Here is a 25,631-nt window from a genome sequence, read left to right on the forward strand (position 1 = left end):
AACGGAGACGGTTCGTCATGTATAATGAAAACAGAAGCGATGGGCAGGAAATACTGCGTATCTTGTCGAAATACCATAAAGATAAAATAGCTTTAGCATAAAACTGTTTCATCGATGAGGCTTCAGGTGGGGGAATTGCAGATGGCGGACATCATTGGGTTTATTTTTTCAGGCATTGCTACTTTTTTTGTCAATCCATTACTCTATTTACTGTTAATTGCGCTTTTTCTTTACAGCGCGCAGCGTGTGCGGCGGGAACGGCGGTCATTTCGCGTTAAGGCGTATGGCATGTTTAATACGGTTTTTGCGAGCGTTGCGCCAAGTCTGCTCGTCGGGCTTGCAGCGACGATTGTACTTCTTGTTGCTGGAATCAGTCTGACGCCGGGTGTAATGGCTTTGCTTTCAGCGGCATACGTCATCACATTGTTTACGTGCAGGCAGAGTTTCCTGTCGCCCGCAGTTGCTGGTGGATTGACAGTGCTTGCCGCCTATTTCACGCCGACATTGCAAACACCTTATTCGCTCATTAACGGTTGGATTGCGGACATCCGCACTATTGATTATGTATCGTTCGGCATCTTTCTTGTTGTCGGGATGCTGGCAGAGACGGCGCTCGTCTATTTCTGGGGGGCGCAGCAGACATCGCCGCGTCTCATCAGCAGCAAACGCGGCGGTCTTATTGGCGCACATGAAGCCTGTCAGCTTTGGATTGCACCGTTGTTCTTCCTTGTTCCGATTCCGGGCGGGATTCCGTCCGTTGGTAACTGGCCGTTCGTATCTGGCGGTGCGTCGTTCAGCTTTGCGATTTTTCCACTGGGCGTTGGAATTGCGCAATTGATTACACATGCAATGCCCCAGCCTGCTGTTCGGCAGACGGCGCACTGGTTGATGGCCTTGTCCGGGATAACAGCGATCTTTATCGCTGCGGGCTATTTACTTCATCTGCCGCTTCTTATTGCGCTTGGCGGCGCTGCGGCACTTGTTGGCCGTTTGCTGCTCATTTGGTACCACCGCCATCTGCGTAAGACGCGTCCGTTTTATTACCTTATGCCGAACAGAGGGTTGCGCGTTGTTGGAACGATTCCGCACTCGCTTGGTGCGCGTATGGGTATCATACCTGGGGAAGAAATTTTGCGGGTGAATGATTCAGAGGTCGGCAGTGTGGGTGATTTTTATGAAGCACTTCAAAGGCACGCGGCCTACTGCAAGCTAGAAGTTATTGATCGTTTCGGCGAGCAGCGCTTTGAGAAAGGCCCGATTCATGAAGATGACAATTATAAGATCGGTCTGCTTTTTCTTGAAGGCGATCAATGGAATTTGAAACAAAAGACAAATAGTTAGGTATTAGTTCGAATAATCTAGCAGCAACAAAAATCTGTAAGTGGGACAGCAAGACTTTATTTCCAATCTTTTGTAGAAAGACGGGAAGATGCTTAAAGTACTGCGCTGCCCGCAGACCTAAAGCGGAAGAAGCTTACTGATCCCCTTGGCCATTTGTTCCGTCATCATTTACGATCATTTCAACTGTTAAAATGTGACTGATTTTCAAACTGAGTATAATTATGTGAAGATTTGGGAGTTTTTAAACCCGTAAACGAATTGTCGTGCATAATGGTGCTATAATTAAGTTAAAAATTATGCAGGACGAAGCATAGAAAAGCAGAGAGGAGGAGCGCAAAATGAAGTCGACAGGTATTGTGCGTAAAGTTGATGAATTAGGACGTGTTGTGATTCCGATTGAACTCAGAAGGACCATGAATATTAAAGAGGGTGATCCTCTCGAAATTTTTACGGAGGATGAACGAATTATCTTCAAGAAATATGTGCCAAATATGGCGTGTCAGATTACGAATGAAGTGTCGCCGGATAATCTTATTCTTGCAAATGGCAAGCTGATTTTGAGTCGCAAAGCAGCAAAAGGAATTTTAGAAGAAATTGAAAAATACATGGGCGAAGACATTAAATCATAATGCATCGCTGCTAAAAAACTTCCTTGGCCGAACGCCATGGAAGTTTTTTAGTTTCATTAAGTACTAGAAAATGACCGTTCAGGCCATCCTGTAGTATGATGGTTTGAACGTGATTGAAATGACTGAAAAATATTGGGAATATCAGTTCGCATTTTGCTGTTAATTTCCCTTATAGTTATGCTATACTTTTCTAAGAAAGTTTTTTTACTATTAATGATAAATTATACTTTTTTCATAGAAAACGGTAAAAAGATTGGAGGCGGGTGCTATGGATTTTCAACTTGCGTCCCATTTTCAACCGCAGGGTGACCAGCCGGAAGCAATTCAGACGCTGGTCGATGGGATCAGGAACGGTCAAAAGCATCAAACACTGCTTGGTGCGACCGGTACCGGCAAAACATTTACAATGTCAAATGTGATTGCTCAGGTGAAAAAGCCAACACTGGTCATTGCACATAACAAAACACTGGCTGGGCAACTTTATAACGAATTCAAGGAATTTTTCCCAAATAATGCGGTCGAGTACTTTGTCAGCTATTACGATTATTACCAGCCGGAAGCCTATATTCCGCAGACGGATACGTATATTGAAAAAGATTCGAGCATCAATGACGAGATCGACAAGCTGCGTCATTCGGCGACCAGCTCATTGTTTGAACGCCGCGACGTCATTATTGTTGCTAGCGTTTCGTGTATTTACGGCTTGGGTTCACCGGAAGAATACGGTTCACTTGTTTTGTCTTTGCGGCCGGGCATGGAGAAGGAGCGGGATGCAATGCTGCGCCAGCTTGTTGACATTCAGTACGCTCGCAACGATATTAATTTTACACGCGGCACATTCCGTGTGCGCGGTGATGTGGTTGAGATTTTCCCCGCGTCGCGCGATGATCACTGCATTCGCGTCGAATTTTTTGGCGATGAGATTGAACGGCTAACCGAAATGGATCCGATGACTGGAGAGATCGTCGGTGAGCGCGATCATGTCGCCATCTATCCGGCTTCCCACTTCGTTACCGGACAGGAGAAAATGAAACGGGCGATTGTGAACATACAGAAGGAGCTTGAGGGTCGTCTTAAAATACTTAATGAGAACGGCAAACTTCTTGAAGCGCAACGGCTTGAGCAGCGCACGCGTTACGATTTGGAAATGATGGAGGAAGTCGGTTTTTGCTCGGGAATTGAGAACTACTCAAGGCATCTAACCCTTCGGCAACCGGGTGAATCACCGTATACGCTGATGGACTACTTTCCAAAGGACTTTCTCATTATGGTTGATGAATCACATGCGACGCTGCCGCAGATCCGTGCCATGTACAATGGTGACCAAGCGCGTAAAAACGTGCTGGTGGATCACGGCTTTCGTCTTCCTTCGGCCAAGGACAATCGGCCGCTTAAGTTTGAAGAGTTTGAGGAACGTGTCAATCAGATCGTATATGTTTCGGCGACTCCGGCGGATTATGAGTTGGAGCATTCCAATAAACCAATCGAACAGATTATTCGGCCGACGGGATTACTGGATCCGGAGATTGAAGTTCGTCCGATCAAAGGGCAGATTGATGATCTCTATGATGAAATAAATAGTCGGATTAAGAAACATGAACGTGTTCTGGTGACAACGCTGACGAAGAAGATGGCCGAGAATCTGACCGATTATCTGAAGGGCATGGGCATTAAGGTCAACTATCTGCACTCAGAGGTTAAGACGCTCGAACGGATCGAGATTATTCGCAATTTGAGACGTGGCGAATTCGATGTCCTGGTCGGGATCAACCTGCTCCGTGAAGGTCTGGATATTCCGGAGGTCTCGCTTGTTGCCATTCTTGATGCCGATAAGGAGGGCTTCCTTCGTTCGGAACGATCGCTGATTCAGACGATCGGACGGGCGGCTCGAAATGCGGAAGGTCGAGTCATTCTGTACGCCGATCGAATCACGGACTCGATGCGCTTGGCGATGAATGAGACAGCTCGCCGCCGCAGTATTCAAAAGAAGTTCAATGAAGTGCATCATATTACACCGACGACGATTCAAAAGGCTATTCCTGAGCTGATTAAAGCAACCTACGAAATAGAGAGACAGAATGACTCCGGCAGGAAGAAAAAGAAGAAAATGACGAAGAGTGAGCGTAATAAGGCAATTATCGGCATTGAAAAAGAAATGAAGCAGGCGGCAAAATCGCTTGACTTCGAGCGTGCGGCAGAACTGCGGGACGCACTCTATGAACTGAAGGCGGAGGGATAATGCGCAGATGGTACTTGAAAACATTGTTGTTAAAGGGGCAAGAGAACATAATTTGAAAAATGTCAGCGTGACTATACCACGCGACAAAATGGTTGTTGTCACTGGACTGTCGGGCTCCGGCAAGTCGTCGCTGGCATTTGATACAATTTACGCCGAGGGACAGCGCCGTTATGTTGAATCACTGTCGGCCTATGCCCGCCAATTTCTCGGCCAATCCAATAAACCGGATGTGGATGCCATTGAAGGCCTGTCTCCTGCGATTTCGATCGACCAGAAGACGACGAGCCACAACCCGCGTTCAACCGTGGGAACCGTAACGGAAATTTACGATTATATGCGTCTGCTTTTTGCGCGGATTGGGCATCCTTTTTGTCCGACGCACGGTGTGGAAATTACATCACAGACAATTGAACAGATGGTCGATCGAGTGATGATTTATCCGGAACGAACGAAGCTCCAAATTTTGGCACCGCTGATTTCCGGAAGAAAAGGGACACAGGCCAAGACTCTGGAAGAGATTAAGAAAAAAGGCTATGTCCGGGTACGCGTTGACGGCGAGATGCGTGAGGTGTCGGAAGAGATCAAGCTTGAAAAAAATAAGAAGCACAACATTGATGTTGTGATCGATCGTATTGTTGTAAAACCAAACATTGAAGGACGGCTTGCCGATTCGCTTGAAGCGGCGACTAAGCTGACGGACGGTCGTGTCGTCGTGGATGTTATCGGTGGCGAAGAATTGCTTTTTTCCGAACAGCATTCCTGCCCGTACTGCGGTTTTTCTATCGGCGAACTTGAGCCGCGTCTGTTTTCATTTAACAGCCCGTTCGGAGCCTGCCCGGATTGCGACGGACTGGGCTCGCGGATGGAGGTCGACCCAGACTTGGTCATTCCCGATTGGTCAAAATCGTTAGCTGAAGGGGCAATTATCGCCTGGGAGCCGACAAGTTCGCAGTATTATCCACAACTGCTTAAATCGGCTTGCGCTCACTTCGGCATTGACATGAACTGTCCGGTTTCCGAACTGCCGAAAGATAAACTAAAACTTCTTCTCTACGGATCAGGAACTGAACGTATCCATTTTCACTATGAGAACGAATTCGGTGATGTTCGGGATAAAGACATGTACTATGAAGGTGTTATCAATAATATCGGACGCAGATACCGTGAGACGAGCTCCGACTTTATTCGCGAACAGATGTCCGAATATATGATGCAAAAGCCGTGCCCGACCTGCCATGGCCACCGGCTGCGTCCGGAGGCTCTGGCGGTGAAGATCGGCGGCAAACACATCAGTGAGGTTACTGAGCTGCCGATTCGGGAGATGCTTTCCTTTTTCAATGTACTGGAACTTACTGAGAAGGAACAGACAATTGCCCGATTGATCCTTCGTGAAATTAAGCAGCGCACCGAATTTCTCATCGATGTCGGACTGGATTATCTGACTTTAGGCCGTGCGGCGGGTACTCTGTCGGGAGGGGAAGCGCAGCGAATCCGGTTGGCGACGCAGATCGGATCGCAGCTTATGGGTGTTCTCTATATATTGGACGAGCCGTCGATCGGCTTGCATCAGCGCGACAACGACCGTCTCATCCATTCGCTGCTCGGCATGCGTGATCTCGGGAATACGCTGATCGTGGTTGAGCATGATGAGGATACGATGCTCGCTTCCGACTACATTATCGATGTTGGTCCGGGGGCCGGCGAGCATGGCGGACAAATTACGGCACAGGGCACTCCTGAGGAAATTATGCACAATGAAAACTCGCTCACCGGACAATACCTGTCGGGCCGCAAGTTCATTCCAATTCCGATGAAACGGAGAAAAGTAACGAAGCGCACGATTAAGGTGATCGGTGCGAAGGCGAACAATTTGAAGAATGTGACGGTTAGTTTCCCTCTCGGTGTGATGACGGTTGTTACCGGCGTTTCCGGCTCGGGAAAAAGCACTTTAGTCAATGAGGTACTGTTCAAGGCGCTTGCTCAGAAGCTGCACGGGCGTCGAGATATACCCGGCGAATATAAACAGATCAAGGGAATAAAAGAATTGGATCGTGTCATTCAGATCGATCAGGCACCGATCGGACGGACTCCGCGTTCCAATCCGGCGACCTATACCGGGGTCTTTGATATGATTCGCGAGGTGTTCGCCGCAACGAATGAAGCGAAGGTGCGCGGCTACAAAAAGGGCCGTTTCAGCTTCAATGTTAAAGGTGGGCGCTGCGAAGCGTGCAGCGGTGACGGTATCATTAAAATCGAAATGCACTTCCTGCCTGATGTTTATGTCCCGTGCGAAGTCTGTCACGGCAAACGCTATAATCGCGAAACGCTGGATGTGACCTATAAAGGAAAGACAATTGCCGATGTTTTGGATATGACTGTGGAGGAAGGCTTGGAATTTTTTAAAAATGTACCGCGGATCAAACGCAGATTAGAACCGTTATATGACGTCGGATTAGGCTACATTCGCCTCGGTCAGCCGGCAACGACGCTTTCCGGCGGTGAAGCTCAGCGCGTTAAGCTTGCGTCTCAACTCTATCGCCGAACGAAGGGCCGCGCGCTTTATATCTTGGATGAACCGACGACCGGTTTGCATATGGACGATATTTCCCGGCTGCTTGTTGTGCTTCAGGCACTTGTCGACAGCGGTGACAGTGTGTTGATCATTGAGCATAATCTTGATGTGATTAAATGTGCGGATCACTTGATCGATCTTGGCCCGGAAGGCGGAAACGGCGGCGGCACGATTGTAGTCACCGGAACTCCGGAAAAAGTAGCCGATACCAAGGAATCCTATACCGGCAATTATTTGAAGCCGGTGCTGGAACGTGATCGCACGCGCATGGAAAAACATCTCCATAATCAGCAGCAGGTTGCTGAAAAGAGCGATCAGTTGCGCGTGTAAACCGGAATTCTCCCGTGAAATAGGAAAATCTGCTTGTTATTCAGCATGATGAAAGGGTATAGTTGAATATGATGAACGTAGCGGGAGGTTTTCCTGATGTATAAACGATTATTCCGGTCAAGAGAAAACAGAGTGGTTGGTGGTGTACTCGGCGGAATCGGTGAATATTTTAATACAGATCCAGTTTTGATCAGGCTGGCTTTTGTTGTCTTAATGGTTCTAACCGCTTTTTTTCCGTGCCTGATCGGTTATTTTATTGCTTATCTTATTATTCCTGAACAGAGAGTGTGACGCTTTTGTTTAAAAACTGGGCTGCCAAGACCTTACTGAATGTCATTATTAATATGGTGATTTTAATGACACTTGCCGGCTATCTCCACACGATGGTGCATATTTCAGGTATCGGCGCGGCCTTTGCGGCCAGCCTGATCCTGTCGTTTCTTAATCTTTTTATTCGGCCGGTACTCTTATTGTTTTCTTTGCCGGCGACCGTATTGACGCTCGGCTTCTTCATCTTTGTTATCAATGCATTGATGCTGATGCTGACGGCATCCATTATGGGTCCCGCGTTCCGGTTAGACGGCTTTGGAAGCGCGCTGATCGTTGCGATCATTATGGCCATTTGTCAAATGATCATTCAAAATTTTATCATCAAACCATTGCGACGTGAGTAATTGCGTCGTTTTTCCCGTTGATTTGCAAGGATTGACCGATCATTTAAAAAGCATGGGATTCATTTTTTTGTGCGGCAAATCTATGGTAAAATAAAGAAAATATGACTGACCATCGGGTAGTTCCCGATTTATTATTTGAACCTGAGAGAGCGTCGCAGTGACATCTCGACGCACTAATAGAAAGAAACGGAGGCTTATTCTCTCTCTCAGGTATGTACGCCTTGCCCGGCGGATTTTATGCTTCCCGAATGCCTGTCAGCCTCAGCATGAGGTGCGTGATGACGGAAGAAAACGGACAGGTTCCGGCGGCAAATGGTTATCATGAGCAGAGTGCGTGTGCGTGAACTTATTGAGCATTTTGATTTCAAGCTGGTGAGCGGCAAAGAAGGCCTGGATCGTGAAATTATTGTCAGCGACATTTCAAGGCCCGGCTTGGAGATTGCCGGCTATTTTACTTATTATCCAAGGAGACGTCTGCAGCTTCTTGGACGTACCGAACTGTCTTTTTTTAATGAATTGAGTCAGGATGAACGCTATAAACGGACCTCTCAGCTTTGTACCGCGCAGACCCCATGTATTGTGATCTCGCGTGGAATTGAAGTGCCGGAAGAATTCGTTATTTCGTCGAATAAACGCCATGTGCCGGTTCTTCAGTCGAAGATGCAGACAACACGGCTGAGCAGTATGATCACGAACTATCTGGAGTCGAGGCTTGCACCGATGACGGCGGTGCATGGCGTGCTTGTTGATGTTTACGGTGTCGGGGTCCTGATCACCGGAGACAGCGGAGTGGGAAAGAGTGAAACTGCGCTCGAACTTGTAAAACGCGGGCACCGTCTCGTGGCGGATGACTCGGTTGAAATCCGTCAGGAAGGCGAAGCCGAGCTTGTTGGAAGTGCTCCTGAACTGATTCAGCATCTTCTGGAAATTCGCGGACTCGGCATCATAAATGTCATGACTCTGTTCGGAGCCGGAGCCGTCCGCAATTATAAGACTGTGTCAATGGTCATTCATCTCGAACTGTGGGATCAGAGCAAAGTATACGATCGGCTCGGTTTGGATGAAGAAAAGATTAAGCTGATTGATACGGAGGTCCCGAGACTTGTTCTTCCCGTGCGGCCGGGGCGCAACCTTGCTGTCATTATTGAAGTAGCGGCGATGAATTATCGGTTGAAAAACATGGGATATCATGCTGCGCAGCAGTTTGCCGACCGACTGAATGACAGCTTGCATGATCGATAATCCATTTTAATTAAAATGAGGTGTCTTTTTTTATGAATGAAGCAATTGAACCACTCAATCGAGTGGCGATTGAACTAGGGCCGCTCCATATTTACTGGTATGGCATTATTATTGCGGGTGGGGCACTGCTCGGACTGCTTTTAGCAATGCGCGAAGGAAGACGCCTCGATCTTCCACCGGATACGTTTACCGATTTGATTCTTTACGCTGCGCCGATCGCTGTGATCTGCGCGCGTATTTACTACGTGGCGTTTGAATGGGGGTACTACTCCAAACATCCCGCCGAAATCATCGCGATTTGGAACGGAGGCATCGCTATTTACGGTGCATTGATCGGCGCGGTACTGACCGCTCTCGTCTATTGCCGGCTGCGACATCTGCCTTTTTGGAAGGTTGCCGATGTGTGCGCGCCAAGTGTCATCCTTGGTCAAGCAATCGGACGCTGGGGCAATTTCATGAATCAGGAAGCGCACGGAGGTCCGACAACACGGGCGGCGTTGGAGCACCTGCATTTGCCCGAGTTTATTATCAATCAGATGTATATTGGCGGTACTTATTACATTCCGACTTTCCTGTACGAATCGGTTTGGAACATCATCGGATTTGTGCTCCTACTGGTGATCCGCCGCGTCGTTCGGTTAAAACGCGGCGAACTTTTTATGATCTATGTTACTTGGTATGCGCTGGGGCGCTGTTATATTGAGGGGTTGCGTACCGATAGCCTGATGCTTGGTCCGCTTCGCATCTCGCAATGGCTGTCCGTTCTTTTGGTTCTCGTTGGCGCAGGACTGATCACTTATTGGCGAGCGGCACAAAAAAACAGACCGCGATATGGTGAATAAAGATCAATTCGAATGAATCATCGCAATCCATGAATCTATTGCGATGATTTTTTCTTTTTTGTACAATGAGAAAGTATGAAAAAAAGTGATGAGCAGCATCGAGTATAAAAAATGAAAATCATCACATCGTGTAGAAATACTGTCGGTATCTCGTCAATGCTTTTACAATTGGTACCGTTAAACAATAGGGGAGTTTCTTGGCACATTTGCGGCCTGTTTGATGATTTTGGAGGCGAAAGCAAGGTCCACATTCCGCTTCATCACGAATGAGCTGATAAAGGTAATGAACATCTTTTACACAGAACTTACGATTAAAAAAGAAGAAAGATTCGATGTGAGGCTTAAGCCGGGTTTTCTACTATTGGGGAGATGAGTCATTTGATAAAGACCGTTTTATTTGATTTGGACGGAACGCTGATTGATACGAATAATCTGATTCTGACTTCTTTTCAATATACGCTTGATCACTATTTTCCAGGAAAATTCACACGTGACGATCTGATTCCGTTTATTGGTGAATCCTTGGAGTCGAGCTTTAGCCAGGTAAGTCCGAAGCTGATGAATGAAATGATTTCCATGTATCGCGAACATAACAGCCGGTATCATGACCGGCTTGTCACGGAGTTTCCTTACGTGCGTGAAACCTTGGCTGCGTTAAAAGCAGATGGCTGCAGCCTGGGCGTTGTTTCAACGAAGAAGCGAGATATGGTGGAGCGCGGGCTTCGTTTGACACGAATGGCCGATTTCTTTGAAACGGTGGTTACAAGCGATGATGTGATGCGGCTCAAGCCTGATCCCGAACCTGTGGAACGCGCAATGAACGATTTATCTGCGCAGAAGGAGTCAACCGTTATGGTCGGTGACAGTCCTTCCGACATCCTTGCAGGAGAAAATGCGCATGTGCGCACCGCAGCAGTCGGCTGGTCACTCAAGGGGCGGACGATGCTGGAGCGATTGAATCCAGATTATTTGCTGGATAATATGAAGGATCTGCTCAACATTGTGCGCCATGCGAAAGTGACGATCTAACTAAAGCTTTTCTTAGGTACTAAAAAGTATATGATTTTGCTCCGTATTCTGGTGTCTTGGCAGAGAATCAAAGCGGAGATACGAGACGCGCGAGATTAGGTGCCAGCGAGGCCCGCAGATTCTTGCATGTCTCTGAGGGGCTCGCGGAAAGCGAGCGACCGGAGCGAATTCAAAACCAGGCGTGGATTCAGGACCGGGCGTTTTTTGCCCGGTTTTTCTTATATCTATCAAACAAACCGCATTTGGTGAAGGCTTTTCAAAAAAGGCAGGAGCAGTTATGCTATAATTATTTGGGACTGGAAAAAGAGGCACGGGGGCAAAAGGATTTTATGGAGGAGAGAAATTGCAGAAAAAAAGCACACGTCATTGATTTTCATTGTGACGGTGACTTTTTTTATCAGAAAGGGATCGCTTGTTTTGAAAAAGGCGATCTTGAACGCGCCAGCAAATATATGGAACGCGCAATCAAATTCAAACCGAATGATGTCGACTACCTTTGCCAGCAAGCTGAGATTCTTGCTGAGCTGGAGAACTATGAGTCATCGATTCGTCTATTAAAAAAAGTGGTTTATGAACTTGATGCGAAAATGACCGATTGTTATTTTTTTATTGCAAATAATTATGCCTATCTTGGGGAATTTCAAGAGGCATTAGATGAAGTTCAAATCTATCTAACTCTGGACCCGAACGGAACGTTTAAGCATGAAGCACAAGAATTGTTTCAAATGCTGAACTCAGAGATGAAAGAACTCGACGAAGATGAATCCGTCTATGTCACCGTGCATGAACGTGGCCGTCTGGCACTGGAGCACGGCCGTTTTGACGAGGCGATTCATTATTTTAAACAAGTGATTCAGGACGAGCCGGATTTTCTTGCCGCGCAGAATAATCTCTCAATCGCCTATTTTTCTATGGAAGATCAGGAACAGGCATTAGCCACTGCACATCGTGTTCTGGAAAAAGATCCGGGCAATATTCATGCATTGTGCAACTTAGCAACCTTTTACGATCAATTGCATAATAAATCCGGACTTGAGAAAGTAGTCGCACGTCTTGATTTGATTTATCCGCTTTATCCGGAGCACTGCGGGAAACTCGGTTCAACTTATCTTTTTATTGGCAATTACAAGAGAGCATACTATTGGTTGCGTATTGCTGAAAAACGAGGTGCACGACGTGATCAGGTATTTTACTTCTGGATGGCACTTTCTGCCTATCACTGCGGCGATGAAGAGACAGCAAAGCAGAACTGGAAACGTGTCGACTTTTTCAGTGACAAACCCTTTCACCCGTTTAAATACAGTAAGATTCAGGATATGATGTTTGAACCTGGCGCGGAAGATAATTTTATGGTTCGGGATCTCATTCATAAAGAAGTATGGGAAGAAGTAAAACCGTTTCAAATTTTTTCACTTTTCTATGCTGCGCGATGTCATGACCGATCTTTGGTTCTGGCTGTGGCCAAAAAGGGCACAGATCCGGAAATTACAGATTTTGCGCACCGACTGACTGAAGAAATGGACAGCGGTGAATGCGACTTAAGCATGCAAGTCATGCGTGAGGTTGAACATTTAGCAGGGGGCGGTAAAGAGACAATGAAGCATCCGGAGCTTTACAGCTTCTGGGCAGTTGTCGATGCGTTCGCACATGTCCGCGAGAAGGACATTAAGGGGTGGGCTGCCGCTCTGATTTATTTATGGAAAAAGGAGTTCGGCAAACCAGCGGCTCAAAAGGAGATTGCGATGGAAGCAGGAACGACACTATATCAATTGCGAAAACACATTCAGGAATTATCAATTGCACTTGAGAAACAGTGGAATGACGATTGATACGAAATGAGTTGTTTTGTGATGAGCAATTTTCTGGACTTTGGTCTCTTCATTCTTTAGCATAGAATTATCAGATGAGTAGATAATAATTATTATAAAAAAGATGAGTAAATTTGCTAGGGAAGGAATGGATTGACGTTGACTGAAGAACAGAAAATTTATGATGTCATTATTGCGGGGGCGGGTCCGGCCGGAATGACGGCAGCTGTGTATGCGGCAAGAGCAAATATGTCGGTGCTGATGATTGAAAGAGGGATTCCGGGCGGACAGATGGCGAATACGGAGGCTGTTGAGAACTATCCCGGTTTTGAATCAATTCTCGGACCGGATCTGTCGAACAAGATGTTTGAGCATGCGAAAAAGTTTGGTGCGGAGTATGCATATGGGGATATTAAGAAAATAGAAGACGACTCAGATTTCAAAACAATTGACTGCGGAAGCAAACAGTACAAAGCACGGACGGTCATTGTGACGACGGGTGCTGAATACCGTAAGCTCGGTGTCCCCGGTGAAAAGGAATTTGCGGGGCGCGGTGTGTCTTACTGTGCGGTTTGTGATGGCGCATTTTTCAAGGAAAAGAAGCTGGCGGTCATTGGCGGCGGTGATTCTGCGGTTGAAGAGGGTACCTATTTAACACGCTTTGCATCCAAAGTGACAATTGTTCACAGACGCGATCAGCTGCGTGCTCAGAAAATTCTTCAGAATCGTGCATTTAATAATGAAAGGGTTGATTTTATTTGGGATACGATTTGTACGAAGATCAATGGCGCGGATGGCAAGGTGTCCAGTCTGACTCTGAAAAATAAGAAAACGGGTGAAGAAACCGATTTTCCGGTTGACGGCGTATTCATTTATGTCGGTATGAATCCGCTGACCGCTGCTGTGAACGATTTAGGTATTGTTGACGATGAAGGGTACATTGTGACGAACGAAAAGATGGAAACGAGTATCCCGGGTGTTTTCGCTGCTGGTGATGTACGCCAAAAGGAATTGCGCCAAATCGTGACGGCGACCGGAGACGGCAGTATAGCGGCAGAAAATGCTCAGAAATATGTCGAGAAATTGAAGGATGCCTCGGTGGTAAAATAAGGTTTATGCGTCTTTAGTCATGAATCTTTAGGCGAGACATTGAAAATATTTTCATAGGTGCTTAATCATCATGTAATCATTATGAAATGAAAAAACGATATGATTAAAGTATGAAATTGACCCCCCTTTTTTATATAAACGGTTTAGCAGCATCGCAAATAGCGGTGCCGCTTTTTTTTACAAACGTTTCTCTGCGCCCAGTCGATACTAGGTTAAAGAATAGATACGGATACACAGATCTTTTTTCATAAATGCACGCCTGCTGATCATTGTTTCACTTTCTGAATGATTCTTTTTCGAGTATACTAAAGATGTATAGCTGCCTTGGCGCGAGTGATGCGTCACAGGTGAAAAATTGATCGGTGGGGACGGATGCAGAAATGAAAGATATTCAAGTAGTGATCATAACTGGGATGTCGGGCGCGGGAAAGACAATTGCGACCCGTATATTTGAGGACTTGGGTTACTTCTGCATCGACAATTTGCCGCCGACTTTGCTCCCAAAATTCATTGACTTGATTGAGGATTCAGAATCAGAGAAGCTGAACAAACTAGCATTAGTCATGGATCTTCGCGGCAGAACCTTTTTTGACTCGCTTTTCACATCACTCGACTCATTCAGCAAATCCGAGAAAATAAGGCCGAAAATTCTTTTTTTGGATGCAAAGGATGATGCATTGGTTCATCGCTATAAGGAGACACGTCGCTCACATCCGCTGTCCCCGAAAAGCCGGCCGATTGAAGGGATACGCGCCGAACGAAAAAAACTCGAAGAAGTTAAAGGACTCGCCCAATATTATATAGACACAACAGATATGAAACCAAGAGAACTGCGTGATCGCATCGTTCAGGAGTTTGCCAGCGAAACGGAGACGTTCCGCGTCAATTTGCTGTCCTTCGGATTTAAATATGGGCTGCCTATTGATGCCGATCTCGTTTTTGATGTTCGGTTTCTGCCTAATCCTTATTACGTGAAGCATATGCGCGCGCGGACAGGACTTGATACCGATATTTCCGAATATGTGCTGAAATGGTCGGAAACGAAACAATTTCTGAAGAAACTGATGGACCTGCTTCAATTCATGATTCCGCAGTACAAGCGTGAAGGAAAAGGGCAGCTGGTTATTGCGATTGGCTGTACAGGCGGCAAACATCGATCAGTCGCATTGACAGAGTGGATTGCCAAAAAACTTTCCGGAGATTTCCCGACAAATGTGTCGCACCGGGATATTGAGAGAGGAAAATAATCGAATGACAGATCGAAAAAAAATAGTTGCGATCGGCGGAGGTACAGGACTTCCGGCGGTACTTCGCGGTTTGAAAAAGTACCCGGTGGACATCACTGCGATTGTGACTGTTGCGGATGACGGCGGCAGCAGCGGCAAGCTGAGGAATGAATTGCAGATTCCTCCGCCCGGCGATATCCGCAATGTTCTCGTTTCGTTATCAGATGTTGAACCGATGTTCGAGCAGCTGCTCCAGCACCGGTTTAAAACAGACAGCGGACTAAACGGCCATTCCTTAGGGAATTTGTTAATTGCTGCGCTGACATCGATTACCGGTGATTTTGTTAAAGGTGTGTCTGAATTAAGCCGAATCCTTAATGTTCACGGTCAGGTGCTGCCTGCGGCGGATCAAATGATTGCGCTTGGTGCGGTGATGAGCGACGGCAGTATTGTAGAAGGAGAATCGCATATTCCTGAAGTGAATAAACGGATTGAACGTGTTTTCCTAAAACCGGCAGATATTCAGCCGCTTCCGGAAAGCGTTCGTGCCATTCGCGAAGCAGATTTGATCACGTTCGGACCCGGCAGTCTTTATACGAGCGTCATTCCGAATCTGCTCGTCCCGGGGCTTGCTGATGAAATTGCCCGTTCGAAAGCAAGAAAAGTATACGTGTGCAATGTCATGACACAAAAAGGAGAAACCGATCATTTTACGGCATCTGAACATATCAAGGCCATTCATTGCCATATCGCTCATCCTTTTATCGATACAATTATCGTCAACAGCCGGCCGATTAAAGTTGATTTGCTGAAACGTTATGCTGTTGAAGAATCAGAGCCGGTGCAGATTGATTGGGAGCAACTGAATGATCTGGGCATTGATGTCATTCATGCGCCGCTGATAAAGACTGCCGGAGGCGTTGTACGCCATGATGAGGCAGTTGTCGGCCGTATGCTCATGTCTTTATTTACGGAGAAAAAAGTGTAGGGCTTGGAGGGATGGGCATGTCATTTGCCGCCGAAACCAAAAAAGAATTAACGATGTTAGAGGTGGATGATTGCTGCGCGCGTTCGGAACTTGCTGCGCTGACTCGAATGAATGGATTCATCTCGATTCGTAACAAGAGAATTGAATTGGATATTGCGACAGAGAACGCAGCCATTTCTCGGCGGATTTTTCGGCTGATCAAGCAGGCGTATCATTATCAAATTGAAATTTTGGTACGCAGAAAGATGCGTCTGAAGAAAAATAACGTTTATATTGTCCGTTTGAAGGAAACGGCACGTCCGTTTCTGGAGGACTTGAAAATTATCGACGACGAAGGGCGGTTTACCCGTGAAATCGCACCGGAATTGATTGAGAGCAACTGCTGCAAGCGTTCCTATCTGCGCGGATCATTCTTGGCAGGCGGGTCACTGAATCATCCGGAGTCCTCATACCACTTAGAAATTTTTTCAAATTATGAAGAACATACGTATTCTTTGGCTAAACTGATGAATACGTTCAATCTTAATGTCAAGATTCTGCCAAGAAAGAACGGATACATTGTTTATATGAAAGAGGGTGAAAAGATCACCGATTTTCTGAGCATTATCGGCGCAAACAAGGCTCTGTTCTATTTTGAAGATATCCGTATTGTCAAAGATATGCGGAATTCGGTGAACCGTCTTGTCAATTGTGAGACGGCGAATCTGAATAAAACGGTCTCCGCTGCGATGAAGCAGATGGAAAATATTCGCCTGATTGAAAAAAGTATCGGGTTGGAAGAATTGCCGGAGAAATTAAGGGAAATTGCTGAGATTCGTTTGAAAAATCCGGACATCACGCTGAAAGAGCTCGGAGAAATGGTAAATGGTGAGCCAATCAGCAAATCTGGAATTAATCATCGCTTTCGAAAAATCGACGCGATCGCCAATCGGATTCGCCAGGGTCAATAAATGGTTGTGCGCCTTCAATTTCATGAAAGGAGGCAATGGCAAAATGCTGACTAAGAAAGTGACCATTGGGCTGGAAAACGGCCTTCAGGCACGACCGGCTGCTTTATTTGTTCAGAATGCCAATCTTTATCAGGCAACATTAACACTTGAAAAAGATGGGCACATGGCAAATGTAAAGAGCATCATGGGTGTTATGAGTATGGCACCGGCTCGCGGTGAGCAGCTTATTCTGACTGCCGAGGGCAAGGATGAACGCATGGCGCTTGAAGCACTTGCTTCATTTATTGAAAATAAATGACAGCGCTTACTGATGAACCAAAAAGGAAGGTCGGAGCGGATGCTCCGACCTTCCTTTTTGGTTATTATTTTGCTGCAACCATAATATCGTCAATCAAACCGTACTTCTTTGCTTCTTCTGCGGACATGAAGTTATCGCGATCTGTGTCACGAGCGATCACTTCATATGGCTGTCCGGTTCTTTCAGCATAGATATGGTTCAATTTCTCTCGGATAGCGATAATACGTTTTGCGTGAATTTCCATATCCGAAGCCTGACCTTGCATGCCGCCCAGCGGCTGGTGAATCATGATTTCACTATTTGGAAGCGCATAACGCTTGCCAATTTCACCGGCAGTCAGGAGGAAGCTTCCCATCGAAGCGGCCATGCCGATACAGATCGTCGAAACCTTAGGTTTGATGAATTGCATCGTATCGAAAATGGCCATTCCTGCGGTAATCGAACCGCCCGGACTATTAATATAAAGCGAGATATCTTTTTCCGAATCTTCGGCTGCCAAGAAAAGCAGCTGCGCAACGACAGCATTAGCTACGTTGTCGTCAATTGCTGTGCCAAGCATGATGATGCGGTCTTTCAATAAGCGTGAGTAGATGTCATACGCGCGTTCGCCGCGATTTGTCTGCTCAATGACTGTTGGTATTAAAGGCATTGAACGAACCCCCTTTTTCTATTGAAGAAAGTTATTTTTCCCCTTACCAACACCCATGATACATTAAAGGTCAATATAGGTCAAATTTAATAACTTCCTGCACGGTATTTTATAAAACGAAAACAAGAAACTTTATAAACAGAGTGCAGAAAGCACGAACTCTCAATCAAACATCGAACCGTTTGATCACAACCTCAATTAATTGGTTTGGAGTGCTAATTGGATTGCCGCATCCGTAACTTGGGACAGACTGATACCGGCCGCCTTCATCATGCGCGGGTAGCGGCTATAGCTGGTAAATCCGGGCATTGTATTTATTTCATTGAAAACAACCTCATGATCGGGTGTAAGGAACATGTCAATACGCGCCAGTCCCGTGCAGCCGAGCACACTGTAAATGGCTTTAGCTGTTTCCTTGATGCGTTTCTGAATGTCCGAAGAAACATCAGCCGGTACGCGAACCGTTGAATTTTCGGAATCTGTTTCCGGATGAGATTCCTGATGAATACGGAAGAAACCGTGTGACAGGACAATTTGATCAACTTCGCCGACCGTCAGATCATCGCCCTTTCCCAATAGAGAACAGCCAACCTCACAGCCGACGATTGCTTCTTCAATACAGATTTTGTTGTCATACTTCTGTGCGTCAGCAACTGCCGCCAGAAGATTAGCAGAGTTTTCCACTTTTGTGACACCAAATGAGGAACCGCCGTTTGCAGGCTTGACAAAAAGCGGATACCCTAAGCCATTACCGATTTTCTTTAATTGCTCTTCTGAAACCTTTCCGGTAATGGATACCGTTTCGGGAACACGAAAGCCTGCATCCTTCACAATGTGGTGTGAAATATCTTTATCCATGCCTATTGAAGAGCTCAGCACGTTGCAGCCGACATACGGAATTCCTGATAATTCCAAAAGGCCTTGAATGGTTCCGTCTTCCCCGTTTTTACCATGCAAAACGGGGAAGACGGCATCAAGATGCGTGCAAACAAGCTGACCGTCGCGTTGTTCAATCAGTCCATGGAAACTCTTGTCCGGCAAAATCGAAGCAGGCACGCAATTCTGCCCATTCCATGTGTCCTCAGGAATGGTATCTGCCGATCCTGTATATCTTTTCCATGAACCTTCTTTTGTAATGCCGATCAGTACCGGCTCATATTTCTCTGTATTCAGACTGGTGATGATGGAATATGCAGATTTCAGAGAGATTTTATACTCTGCCGAATTCCCTCCAAATAAAATGCCTACTGTTGCTTTTTTCAATGTGTATGACTCCTTTTTAAATAATAAATAGTTTTCGTCTGTGCCTCAGTGAGTACGCCGGCTGATCCTGAACCAATCATCGGGCAGTTTTTTTGAGAACGCCTTCATATCATACGGCAACGATCTTATTTCCTCCTTAGGAAATTATTAAACTTTATTGAATTTTTTCGAAGGTCTTAAAAAATCGCGATCCGGGCAAAAAAAGCACATGAAAGTGCTCAAACGATACGTGTCAGATCATTTACGAAAAGCGGCACTTCTGAGTTCCCGCTCAAAAGTGCCATGAATACATGAAAGAAACACATTTTTCAGCTGTGCCTTTCCCCACATTATGAAGAATAGAGAGGCAGCCTTTATTTTGCTCAAATGTAAAACTGATTGTGGGATTCAAAAATGTCTCTGTGTTCCGGTTCACTATCAATTCCACCGTCACGTTGTCTATGAAAAAAGGATCTTTTTGCAGCAATCACCCATGCATTGTCGTTTATATAAAGAATCAATAAACCGAATCCATTATACTATAGAAACCGAAGGAAGCCAATTTTGCAGGATCGGTTTCATTTGATCAAAATAGGCGGCAAGCATTCGAAAAAAATGATCGGAACACGAGGCAGCAATCTCCGGTATGAAGCCGAATGCTTCCCATGCGATCCGCACATCGGTTAAACAATACAAATCGAGTGAGCCCTCATTCAAAATCTAATGTTTGTGTTTGATCATTTCAACTTTATCTGTTCTCCCCATTAAATTGTAGTAGGTTGTCCAATCTTCCACGGATTGCAAGGGAATGGAAGTCTTGTCTATAACGGCGATCTCTTTTATATTAGCTTCATCTAACGGATAATAATGTACTCCATTTTTATTGACGATCGTAAATCCTGCGATCAGATCAAAGTCTACCCCCTCAATCACATATTCCCCAAAGAATTTACTTCTGTATTGCGTTTGAAAATCTCCTTGCCGCGATTTTTCATGATTATTAAGAAGTGCCTTAACCTTTGCGACATCGTGTTCTGCAATCATAATATCAATATCGTTAAATTTCTGTGCGATGCCCTTAAAATACAGTAACGAAGAACCACCAACTGCCCAAGTAATTCCACTCTGATTTAAAGCCTTAGCAATTTTAACTAATGCGGCACATTTTTTTGCCGTATCCATCATGAACTTTCCCCCACGAATTTGACGTTTTCCATGTGCTTTCTATGTAATAGATACTCACATTATACTATGTAAAATGACAAAAAATCAGACCAATTTCGCTCGTGACGAAATCGATCTGATTCTGATGCGCTCGAAGGGAGTCGAACCCCCGACACATGGTACCGGAAACCATTGCTCTATCCACTGAGCTACGAGCGCATATTACTTTGCTGACATTTGTCTATTCTAAGTGATTTGCTTAGCTTTTGCAAGCACTTTTCAAAAATCGTTAGAGCGATGCCGGGGAGATCCACATAAACAATTATTTTCTGTGGTCATCCGCCTAAATTTAGGCTGAACGACTAAAATTAGGTGTTCTCATTAGTGCAATGACCTCCTCCGGCTCATAGGTTATTAATGTACTTTAATTGACGAGGAGGAGCAAAATTATGGAGGTTTCACCTTATTCAAATCAGCCTGTTTCAGGCAACATAGGAAACGTCGGAAATGTTGGGAGTGTCGGAAACTGGAGCAATGCCGGTATCAGCCCAGTGTCAAATCCGGTGCATGAATTTAAGCCGGAATACAAGCCAGCGGAATATAAACCAGAATACAAGCCAGCGGAATATAAACCAGAATACAAGCCGGTGGAATACAAACCGGAATACAAACCCGCTTCCAAATGCTCAACAGCACCGATCGGGTATCCGGGCAAAGGTAAAGGCGGATCCGCGCCATATGGAAAGGCCGGCGGTGTCGCTCCAGGAGCTGCGGCAGGAAAAACGACTGAAAATACGCTGCATTGTCCACCAGCTCAGGGCGGGACTGTCTATGATCCGCAGACTGTTAATGTTCAGCATATCTACAAACCGGTTATTGTGAAACATATTCATCAACTGCATACGATCAGAAAAACGCATTACATTTATGAACATCAACACTACTATCCGCATACATTGTCTGAGACCTGTGATGAAAGACACTATGATGTACAGTGCGGCAAACCATGTTTTCCTAAGCCGCACTGCTGAAGCAAATTCTTAACGATGTGTTTTGATGAAGAGCCTGACAAAAGGCTCTTTTTTTATTTGTAGAAGATGGAAAAAGTTTTCCATAACATTAGCTATCGATTTGTGTTCTATTGGCACACCATGTATTATAGAACGTGGCGGTATTCAAACACGAAAGTCATTAGATACATGCCAAATCCACTTTTTGCCTAAGGAAGTGATTGTTCGATGAGTTCTGATAGTTCGAGTTCTAAGCCGGGTCCCAGTCATTGGCAGGGGAAGTTTATAAAGCATCAGATGCTCTCGGGCAGCATCACTCCGAAGGCAGGCAGATGTTTAGGCTTCCTCTAAACGAAGAGGAGGTGCATCATGATTGATATTTATTTAACTGATGAACAAGACAGACTGATAAAAAAAGATGAACTGGTGAAGGGATGCTGGATAAACCTGACGCGTCCGTCCGAATTCGAAGTGCAGAAGGTTGTGGACGGTACCGGTATCCCGTCGGACTTTATCCGAGATTCATTGGATGATGACGAGCGTTCTCGTATTGAGAAGGAAGACGATTCGGTGCTGATCATCGTCGATTTTCCGGTATTGGTGGAAGACGAATCCGACTCAGCTCCTTATGATACGATTCCTCTTGGTATCATTGTTACGCCTTTTTATTTTGTGACCGTTTGTTTGCAGAGCAATCCGATCGTTGATGATTTCATTAATAATCGAATCCGGAATTTTTTTACTTATAAGAAAACACGCTTTACGCTGCAAATCCTTTACGCGATCGCACGCTATTATCTTAAGTATCTGAAAACCATTGATCGCAGAACGTCGCTGATCGAACGCGAATTGCATGAATCAATGAGAAATAAAGAACTTTTTGATCTGCTCAGTCTGGAGAAAACACTTGTATACTTTACAACATCATTGAAATCAAACAATATTGTTATGGAAAAGATGACGAAACAGCGCTTCCTGCGCATGTATGAAGATGATCAGGATCTGCTGGAAGACGTGATCATAGAGATTAAACAGGCAATTGAAATGTCGGAAGTGCACAGCAACATTCTCAGTGGCATGATGGACGCGTATGCTTCCGTGATATCAAATAATGTGAATGTGGTCATGAAATTTTTGACTACAGTTACAATCGTACTTTCAATCCCGACGATGGTGGCAAGCTTCTGGGGCATGAATGTAGACGCGATTCCATGGGAACATGCCCCCCATGCTTTTTGGATTCCGATCAGTCTTGCATTAGGGCTCGCCGGAATAACAGCATTATTCTTTTGGAAGAAAAGATATTTTTAAACAGAATTAAGGAATGGATACGGTTGGAACAGGACCGTATCTTTTTTGTATAAAGGTTTTTCTGCGATCAAGTGACCGGTACATAAACGTGAAGAACAATTCAATGCGTTGCATTAAGTTTTCTCAAGATATGCTTGAAAAGTCTATTGTTCGCTAAATAATCATTAAATAGGACAAAATTCGTCATTGAAAGCGTAGTCATTTTATTGATGGATTGCTATAATAATAGTAAAGGAGGTGAGCGAGATGGGATTGGCACTTGTTCAAACGCAATCATTAAAGCTGAAAATGGCGCCGGCCTTGTTCCAATCGATGACCGTGCTTCAATGCAATAATGAGGAACTTTCCCGACTCCTTCATGAAAAAGCATTGGAAAATCCACTGTTGCATATCGAGGATGGTAGAAATTTTTCCTCCTATTCCATCAACGGCGAGGCGAAGAGTACGTCCGATGTTATCGAAGAGACAGCGGCGGATCGTGTTGATTTTCGCGAACTGCTGCATCAGGATCTGCATCATATGCGGCTTGACCGCATAGTTATAAGGGCTGCCGATATCTTGATTGATTCATTGAATGACAACGGGTTCATTGATGAAGATCCGGAAGCTATTCTTGATCGGGTCGGGCAGTCCGATACGGATCCGGAAAAAGCATTGGCGGCCGTTCAGGCTTTGGAACCTGCCGGCGTCGGTGCCCGCTCGCTCATCGAATGTCTGTGTCTGCAGCTTCGCCGTTCCGATCAACGCTGCACATTGGCGGAAACCATTCTGACTGATTATCGGGATTGCTTTATGACCGGAAACTGGTCAGAGCTTACTTCTTTACTCGGTGTGACGCGAGCCGAAATTGATACGGCAGTGGATCGGATTCGTAAACTGAATCCGAATCCAGTGGCAGCTATTCAGGATGATCCTCCGCAATATATCGTTCCAGATGTCATCATTTCAAAGAAAGGCGGCGATCTTGTCTGCGAACTGGAGGATCAATATCTCCCGACGATTTCTGTAAATATGAACGATTATACGCGTTATATGGAAGCGGCGGATTCAGAAACAAAACGTTACCTTCGTGAAAAATTTGACGAGGCTGACTGGCTCCTTTCAGGTGTATCCCGGCGCCGTCAGACATTGATGAACCTCGCACAAATGGTGATGAAGCATCAAGAAAAATATTTTATGACCGGAGATCGCAACTACCTGCTTCCATTCACCATGAAGCAAGCTGCCGAACGGCTTTCAGTTCATGAGTCAACGGTCAGCCGCGCCGCTGCCGGAAAATATGTTCAAACGAATTATGGCGTTCTGCCGATGAAAAGTTTCTTTGTCCGTGCTGTGCGTGCGAGACACGGAACATTTTCCGCCCTTCAAATTCAAAATGAAATTAAACAGCTGGTGAAAAAGGAGGATCGTAGAAAACCACTGTCTGATCAGACAATTACGCAGCTTCTTGCTAAATCGGGCTTCCAATGTTCCAGACGAGCGGTTGCGAAGTACCGAGCAAACTGTGGAATTGGCTCGACGATTGAACGTAGGGCAGCTTATAATTAAAAACTTTATTGGGACTGGTTGAGTCCCAATCTGATAAGCGCTGTAAAAATTTACAGCGTTTTCTTTGTTTTCTTTTGTCGAAACAGGGTATACTTCACATGGATAAAAAATCCGCAGGTTAAAATTGGATACATTGCAGCTGATCATGTAGGATGTGACATTTTTCGAAATATGCAGATAGTTTTAATTTAATAAGTCGCATTAAATCAACTTTTTTTATAATGTGACGATTCTGCGTCATCGAAGTACCTATACAAAACATTTACATGATTATGCTTGTAAACAATGGTGAAAATTGCTATTATGAAACATGGAGCAGATGGGACATAAATTGACTGTGTGGGACATTTTGAGACCTGAACAGGTCAAACGAGGGGGACGCTGTGGAACATTTGCTTGATCTTCAGAAAAGGCTGATCCCCGATGTCTTAGACATAATGTCCAGCCGCTACCGTATTCTGCAATCTCTTCATTTTCTTCAGCCGATCGGCAGAAGAAGTTTGTCGTCCCACTTGGGCATGACTGAACGGGTTCTGCGCGGCGAAGTCACGTTCCTGAGCCAGCAAGGGCTTATCCAAATGGCGTCAAGCGGCATGTATCTGACGGAAAACGGAGAGGCCATTGTTAAGGCTCTTGGCACGGTGATGAAGAATATTTCCGGATTGAAGAACATGGAGAAGCAGCTGGAAGAAGTTCTCGGCGTTTCCAAAGTTGTCATTGTCTCTGGCGACAGTGATCAGTACGCGACAGTCAAGAATGAGATGGGGCTGGCCTGCGTCAAGGAAATCGAGCGCGCACTAGGTGCGGTCAACATCATTGCGGTGACCGGCGGCTCAACACTCGCTGCCGCTGCTGAAATGATGCACCCACTTAGAAAAGCGCATCAGGATCTCCTGTTTGTGTCAGCGAGAGGCGGTCTTGGCGAAAAGGTCGAAAATCAAGCGAATACGATCTGCGCCAAAATGGCGGAAAAGGCTGAAGGGCGCTATCATCTGCTCCACGTTCCCGATCAGCTCAGTGACGAGTCCTATCACAGCTTGATGGAAGAGCCCAGTATTCATCGGGTCCTGCAGCACGTCCGTCGTGCAACCATCATCGTGCACGGCATTGGTGATGCGAAAACGATGGCAATCCGCCGTCATTCCGGTGAAGAAATTCTCAAAAGGGTCGACACGGAACATGCTGTGGCTGAGGCTTTTGGCTATTTCTTTGATCAGACGGGCCGCGTCATCCATAAAGTTCAGACCATTGGATTGCAATGGGAAGATTTGTTTGGTGCGCACGCGGTGATTGCCGTGGCCGGGGGCAAGTCTAAGGCTGAGGCAATTCAGGCTTACTTCAAGAAAGGCCCGGATTCCGTATTGATTACGGATGAAGGGGCAGCACAAGAGATTTTAAAAAATTCCCAAACTATTTAGGAGGTCATTAT

Annotated in this window: 23 protein-coding genes and 1 tRNA gene; 19 read left to right on the top strand and 5 right to left on the bottom strand. The window is 45.7% G+C overall.

The features are described 5' to 3' along the window. Nucleotides 1–141: 141 nt before the first annotated feature. The 15 genes from NIE88_RS04490 (at nucleotide 142) to NIE88_RS04560 (ending at nucleotide 17,278) form a co-directional block, all read left to right on the top strand. Nucleotides 142–1,341, top strand: a complete 1,200-nt coding sequence (locus NIE88_RS04490; RefSeq protein WP_253059397.1) for a cell division protein — start codon at nucleotides 142–144, stop codon at nucleotides 1,339–1,341. Nucleotides 1,342–1,679: 338 nt separating this feature from the next. After that, nucleotides 1,680–1,970 carry an AbrB/MazE/SpoVT family DNA-binding domain-containing protein gene (locus NIE88_RS04495; protein ID WP_253059399.1) on the top strand — a complete coding sequence of 97 codons (291 nt, stop codon included), beginning with the start codon at nucleotides 1,680–1,682 and terminating at the stop codon, nucleotides 1,968–1,970. A 268-nt stretch (nucleotides 1,971–2,238) separates the two neighbouring features. Continuing rightward, complete coding sequence (gene uvrB, locus NIE88_RS04500) at nucleotides 2,239–4,209, top strand: excinuclease ABC subunit UvrB (protein ID WP_253059401.1); 1,971 nt, start codon at nucleotides 2,239–2,241, stop codon at nucleotides 4,207–4,209. A gap of 7 nt (nucleotides 4,210–4,216) precedes the next feature. Continuing rightward, complete coding sequence (gene uvrA, locus NIE88_RS04505; protein ID WP_253059403.1) at nucleotides 4,217–7,111, top strand: excinuclease ABC subunit UvrA; 2,895 nt, start codon at nucleotides 4,217–4,219, stop codon at nucleotides 7,109–7,111. A 96-nt stretch (nucleotides 7,112–7,207) separates the two neighbouring features. Then, complete coding sequence (locus tag NIE88_RS04510) at nucleotides 7,208–7,402, top strand: PspC domain-containing protein (RefSeq protein ID WP_253059405.1); 195 nt, start codon at nucleotides 7,208–7,210, stop codon at nucleotides 7,400–7,402. Then, nucleotides 7,399–7,785: a phage holin family protein gene (locus NIE88_RS04515; protein WP_373689402.1), complete on the top strand. Its 387-nt coding sequence runs from the start codon at nucleotides 7,399–7,401 to the stop codon at nucleotides 7,783–7,785. Before NIE88_RS04510 ends, NIE88_RS04515 begins: the two co-directional genes overlap by 4 nt. A 321-nt stretch (nucleotides 7,786–8,106) precedes the next feature. Beyond that, nucleotides 8,107–9,027 (top strand): HPr(Ser) kinase/phosphatase, encoded by a 921-nt coding sequence (gene hprK / locus NIE88_RS04520; RefSeq protein WP_253059407.1) that lies wholly within the window; start codon nucleotides 8,107–8,109, stop codon nucleotides 9,025–9,027. A gap of 32 nt (nucleotides 9,028–9,059) precedes the next feature. Next, the gene (gene lgt / locus NIE88_RS04525; RefSeq protein ID WP_253059416.1) at nucleotides 9,060–9,869 is read left to right on the top strand and encodes a prolipoprotein diacylglyceryl transferase; all 810 of its coding nucleotides are present in this window, start codon (nucleotides 9,060–9,062) and stop codon (nucleotides 9,867–9,869) included. Between the two features lie 369 nt (nucleotides 9,870–10,238). Next, the gene (gene ppaX / locus NIE88_RS04530) at nucleotides 10,239–10,898 is read left to right on the top strand and encodes a pyrophosphatase PpaX (RefSeq protein ID WP_253059418.1); all 660 of its coding nucleotides are present in this window, start codon (nucleotides 10,239–10,241) and stop codon (nucleotides 10,896–10,898) included. 56 nt (nucleotides 10,899–10,954) lie between these two features. Continuing rightward, complete coding sequence (locus tag NIE88_RS04535; protein ID WP_253059427.1) at nucleotides 10,955–12,727, top strand: tetratricopeptide repeat protein; 1,773 nt, start codon at nucleotides 10,955–10,957, stop codon at nucleotides 12,725–12,727. A 132-nt stretch (nucleotides 12,728–12,859) separates the two neighbouring features. Next, nucleotides 12,860–13,816: a thioredoxin-disulfide reductase gene (gene trxB / locus NIE88_RS04540; RefSeq protein WP_373689403.1), complete on the top strand. Its 957-nt coding sequence runs from the start codon at nucleotides 12,860–12,862 to the stop codon at nucleotides 13,814–13,816. A 380-nt stretch (nucleotides 13,817–14,196) separates the two neighbouring features. Next, a complete protein-coding gene (gene rapZ / locus NIE88_RS04545) occupies nucleotides 14,197–15,063 on the top strand; it encodes an RNase adapter RapZ (RefSeq protein WP_253059430.1) in 867 nt (288 codons plus the stop codon). A 4-nt stretch (nucleotides 15,064–15,067) separates the two neighbouring features. Next, nucleotides 15,068–16,030: a gluconeogenesis morphogenetic factor MgfK gene (gene mgfK, locus NIE88_RS04550; protein ID WP_253059431.1), complete on the top strand. Its 963-nt coding sequence runs from the start codon at nucleotides 15,068–15,070 to the stop codon at nucleotides 16,028–16,030. A 17-nt stretch (nucleotides 16,031–16,047) separates the two neighbouring features. Next, nucleotides 16,048–16,980, top strand: coding sequence for a DNA-binding protein WhiA (whiA, locus tag NIE88_RS04555; RefSeq protein ID WP_253059445.1), 933 nt, complete (start codon nucleotides 16,048–16,050; stop codon nucleotides 16,978–16,980). A 43-nt stretch (nucleotides 16,981–17,023) separates the two neighbouring features. Further along, a complete protein-coding gene (locus NIE88_RS04560; protein ID WP_253059455.1) occupies nucleotides 17,024–17,278 on the top strand; it encodes an HPr family phosphocarrier protein in 255 nt (84 codons plus the stop codon). 64 nt (nucleotides 17,279–17,342) lie between these two features. Here NIE88_RS04560 and clpP read toward each other — a convergent pair whose 3' ends face one another. The 5 genes from clpP to NIE88_RS04585 all read right to left on the bottom strand — a co-directional run bounded on the left by clpP (nucleotide 17,343) and on the right by NIE88_RS04585 (nucleotide 20,552). Further along, on the bottom strand, nucleotides 17,343–17,927 hold the full coding sequence (gene clpP, locus NIE88_RS04565; protein ID WP_253059457.1) for an ATP-dependent Clp endopeptidase proteolytic subunit ClpP: 585 nt from the start codon (nucleotides 17,925–17,927) through the stop codon (nucleotides 17,343–17,345). Between the two features lie 198 nt (nucleotides 17,928–18,125). Then, complete coding sequence (locus NIE88_RS04570; protein ID WP_253059459.1) at nucleotides 18,126–19,190, bottom strand: D-alanine--D-alanine ligase family protein; 1,065 nt, start codon at nucleotides 19,188–19,190, stop codon at nucleotides 18,126–18,128. A gap of 513 nt (nucleotides 19,191–19,703) precedes the next feature. Continuing rightward, nucleotides 19,704–19,865 (bottom strand): hypothetical protein, encoded by a 162-nt coding sequence (locus NIE88_RS04575; protein ID WP_253059461.1) that lies wholly within the window; start codon nucleotides 19,863–19,865, stop codon nucleotides 19,704–19,706. Between the two features lie 24 nt (nucleotides 19,866–19,889). Further along, complete coding sequence (locus NIE88_RS04580; protein ID WP_253059463.1) at nucleotides 19,890–20,354, bottom strand: nucleotidyltransferase domain-containing protein; 465 nt, start codon at nucleotides 20,352–20,354, stop codon at nucleotides 19,890–19,892. A 125-nt stretch (nucleotides 20,355–20,479) separates the two neighbouring features. Next, nucleotides 20,480–20,552 (bottom strand) — tRNA-Arg (locus NIE88_RS04585). A gap of 230 nt (nucleotides 20,553–20,782) precedes the next feature. On the opposite strand from NIE88_RS04585, the gene NIE88_RS04590 reads away from it, so the two are divergent. From NIE88_RS04590 to NIE88_RS04605, 4 genes are all read left to right on the top strand, one after another. Continuing rightward, a complete protein-coding gene (locus tag NIE88_RS04590) occupies nucleotides 20,783–21,364 on the top strand; it encodes a CotD family spore coat protein (protein ID WP_253059465.1) in 582 nt (193 codons plus the stop codon). A gap of 348 nt (nucleotides 21,365–21,712) precedes the next feature. Further along, nucleotides 21,713–22,654, top strand: a complete 942-nt coding sequence (locus NIE88_RS04595) for a magnesium transporter CorA family protein (RefSeq protein WP_253059467.1) — start codon at nucleotides 21,713–21,715, stop codon at nucleotides 22,652–22,654. A 246-nt stretch (nucleotides 22,655–22,900) separates the two neighbouring features. Beyond that, nucleotides 22,901–24,202 carry an RNA polymerase factor sigma-54 gene (gene rpoN, locus NIE88_RS04600; RefSeq protein ID WP_253059473.1) on the top strand — a complete coding sequence of 434 codons (1,302 nt, stop codon included), beginning with the start codon at nucleotides 22,901–22,903 and terminating at the stop codon, nucleotides 24,200–24,202. Nucleotides 24,203–24,585: 383 nt separating this feature from the next. Beyond that, on the top strand, nucleotides 24,586–25,620 hold the full coding sequence (locus tag NIE88_RS04605; RefSeq protein WP_253059475.1) for a sugar-binding transcriptional regulator: 1,035 nt from the start codon (nucleotides 24,586–24,588) through the stop codon (nucleotides 25,618–25,620). The last annotated feature ends 11 nt before the right edge of the window (nucleotides 25,621–25,631 follow it).

The sequence above is a fragment of the Sporolactobacillus shoreicorticis genome (assembly GCF_024125445.1).
Lineage (GTDB): Bacteria > Bacillota > Bacilli > Bacillales > Sporolactobacillaceae > Sporolactobacillus > Sporolactobacillus shoreicorticis.

Excerpts from the sequence above, each read along its gene's own strand:
- NIE88_RS04490 (WP_253059397.1), top strand. The coding sequence starts at position 142 with ATGGCGGACATCATTGGGTTTATTTTTTCAGGCATTGCTACTTTTTTT.
- NIE88_RS04495 (WP_253059399.1), top strand. The coding sequence starts at position 1,680 with ATGAAGTCGACAGGTATTGTGCGTAAAGTTGATGAATTAGGACGTGTT.
- uvrB (WP_253059401.1), top strand. The coding sequence starts at position 2,239 with ATGGATTTTCAACTTGCGTCCCATTTTCAACCGCAGGGTGACCAGCCG.
- uvrA (WP_253059403.1), top strand. The coding sequence starts at position 4,217 with ATGGTACTTGAAAACATTGTTGTTAAAGGGGCAAGAGAACATAATTTG.
- NIE88_RS04510 (WP_253059405.1), top strand. The coding sequence starts at position 7,208 with ATGTATAAACGATTATTCCGGTCAAGAGAAAACAGAGTGGTTGGTGGT.
- hprK (WP_253059407.1), top strand. The coding sequence starts at position 8,107 with ATGAGCAGAGTGCGTGTGCGTGAACTTATTGAGCATTTTGATTTCAAG.
- lgt (WP_253059416.1), top strand. The coding sequence starts at position 9,060 with ATGAATGAAGCAATTGAACCACTCAATCGAGTGGCGATTGAACTAGGG.
- ppaX (WP_253059418.1), top strand. The coding sequence starts at position 10,239 with ATGAGTCATTTGATAAAGACCGTTTTATTTGATTTGGACGGAACGCTG.
- rapZ (WP_253059430.1), top strand. The coding sequence starts at position 14,197 with ATGAAAGATATTCAAGTAGTGATCATAACTGGGATGTCGGGCGCGGGA.
- mgfK (WP_253059431.1), top strand. The coding sequence starts at position 15,068 with ATGACAGATCGAAAAAAAATAGTTGCGATCGGCGGAGGTACAGGACTT.
- whiA (WP_253059445.1), top strand. The coding sequence starts at position 16,048 with ATGTCATTTGCCGCCGAAACCAAAAAAGAATTAACGATGTTAGAGGTG.
- NIE88_RS04560 (WP_253059455.1), top strand. The coding sequence starts at position 17,024 with ATGCTGACTAAGAAAGTGACCATTGGGCTGGAAAACGGCCTTCAGGCA.
- clpP (WP_253059457.1), bottom strand. The coding sequence starts at position 17,927 with ATGCCTTTAATACCAACAGTCATTGAGCAGACAAATCGCGGCGAACGC.
- NIE88_RS04580 (WP_253059463.1), bottom strand. The coding sequence starts at position 20,354 with ATGATGGATACGGCAAAAAAATGTGCCGCATTAGTTAAAATTGCTAAG.
- NIE88_RS04590 (WP_253059465.1), top strand. The coding sequence starts at position 20,783 with ATGGAGGTTTCACCTTATTCAAATCAGCCTGTTTCAGGCAACATAGGA.
- NIE88_RS04595 (WP_253059467.1), top strand. The coding sequence starts at position 21,713 with ATGATTGATATTTATTTAACTGATGAACAAGACAGACTGATAAAAAAA.
- rpoN (WP_253059473.1), top strand. The coding sequence starts at position 22,901 with ATGGGATTGGCACTTGTTCAAACGCAATCATTAAAGCTGAAAATGGCG.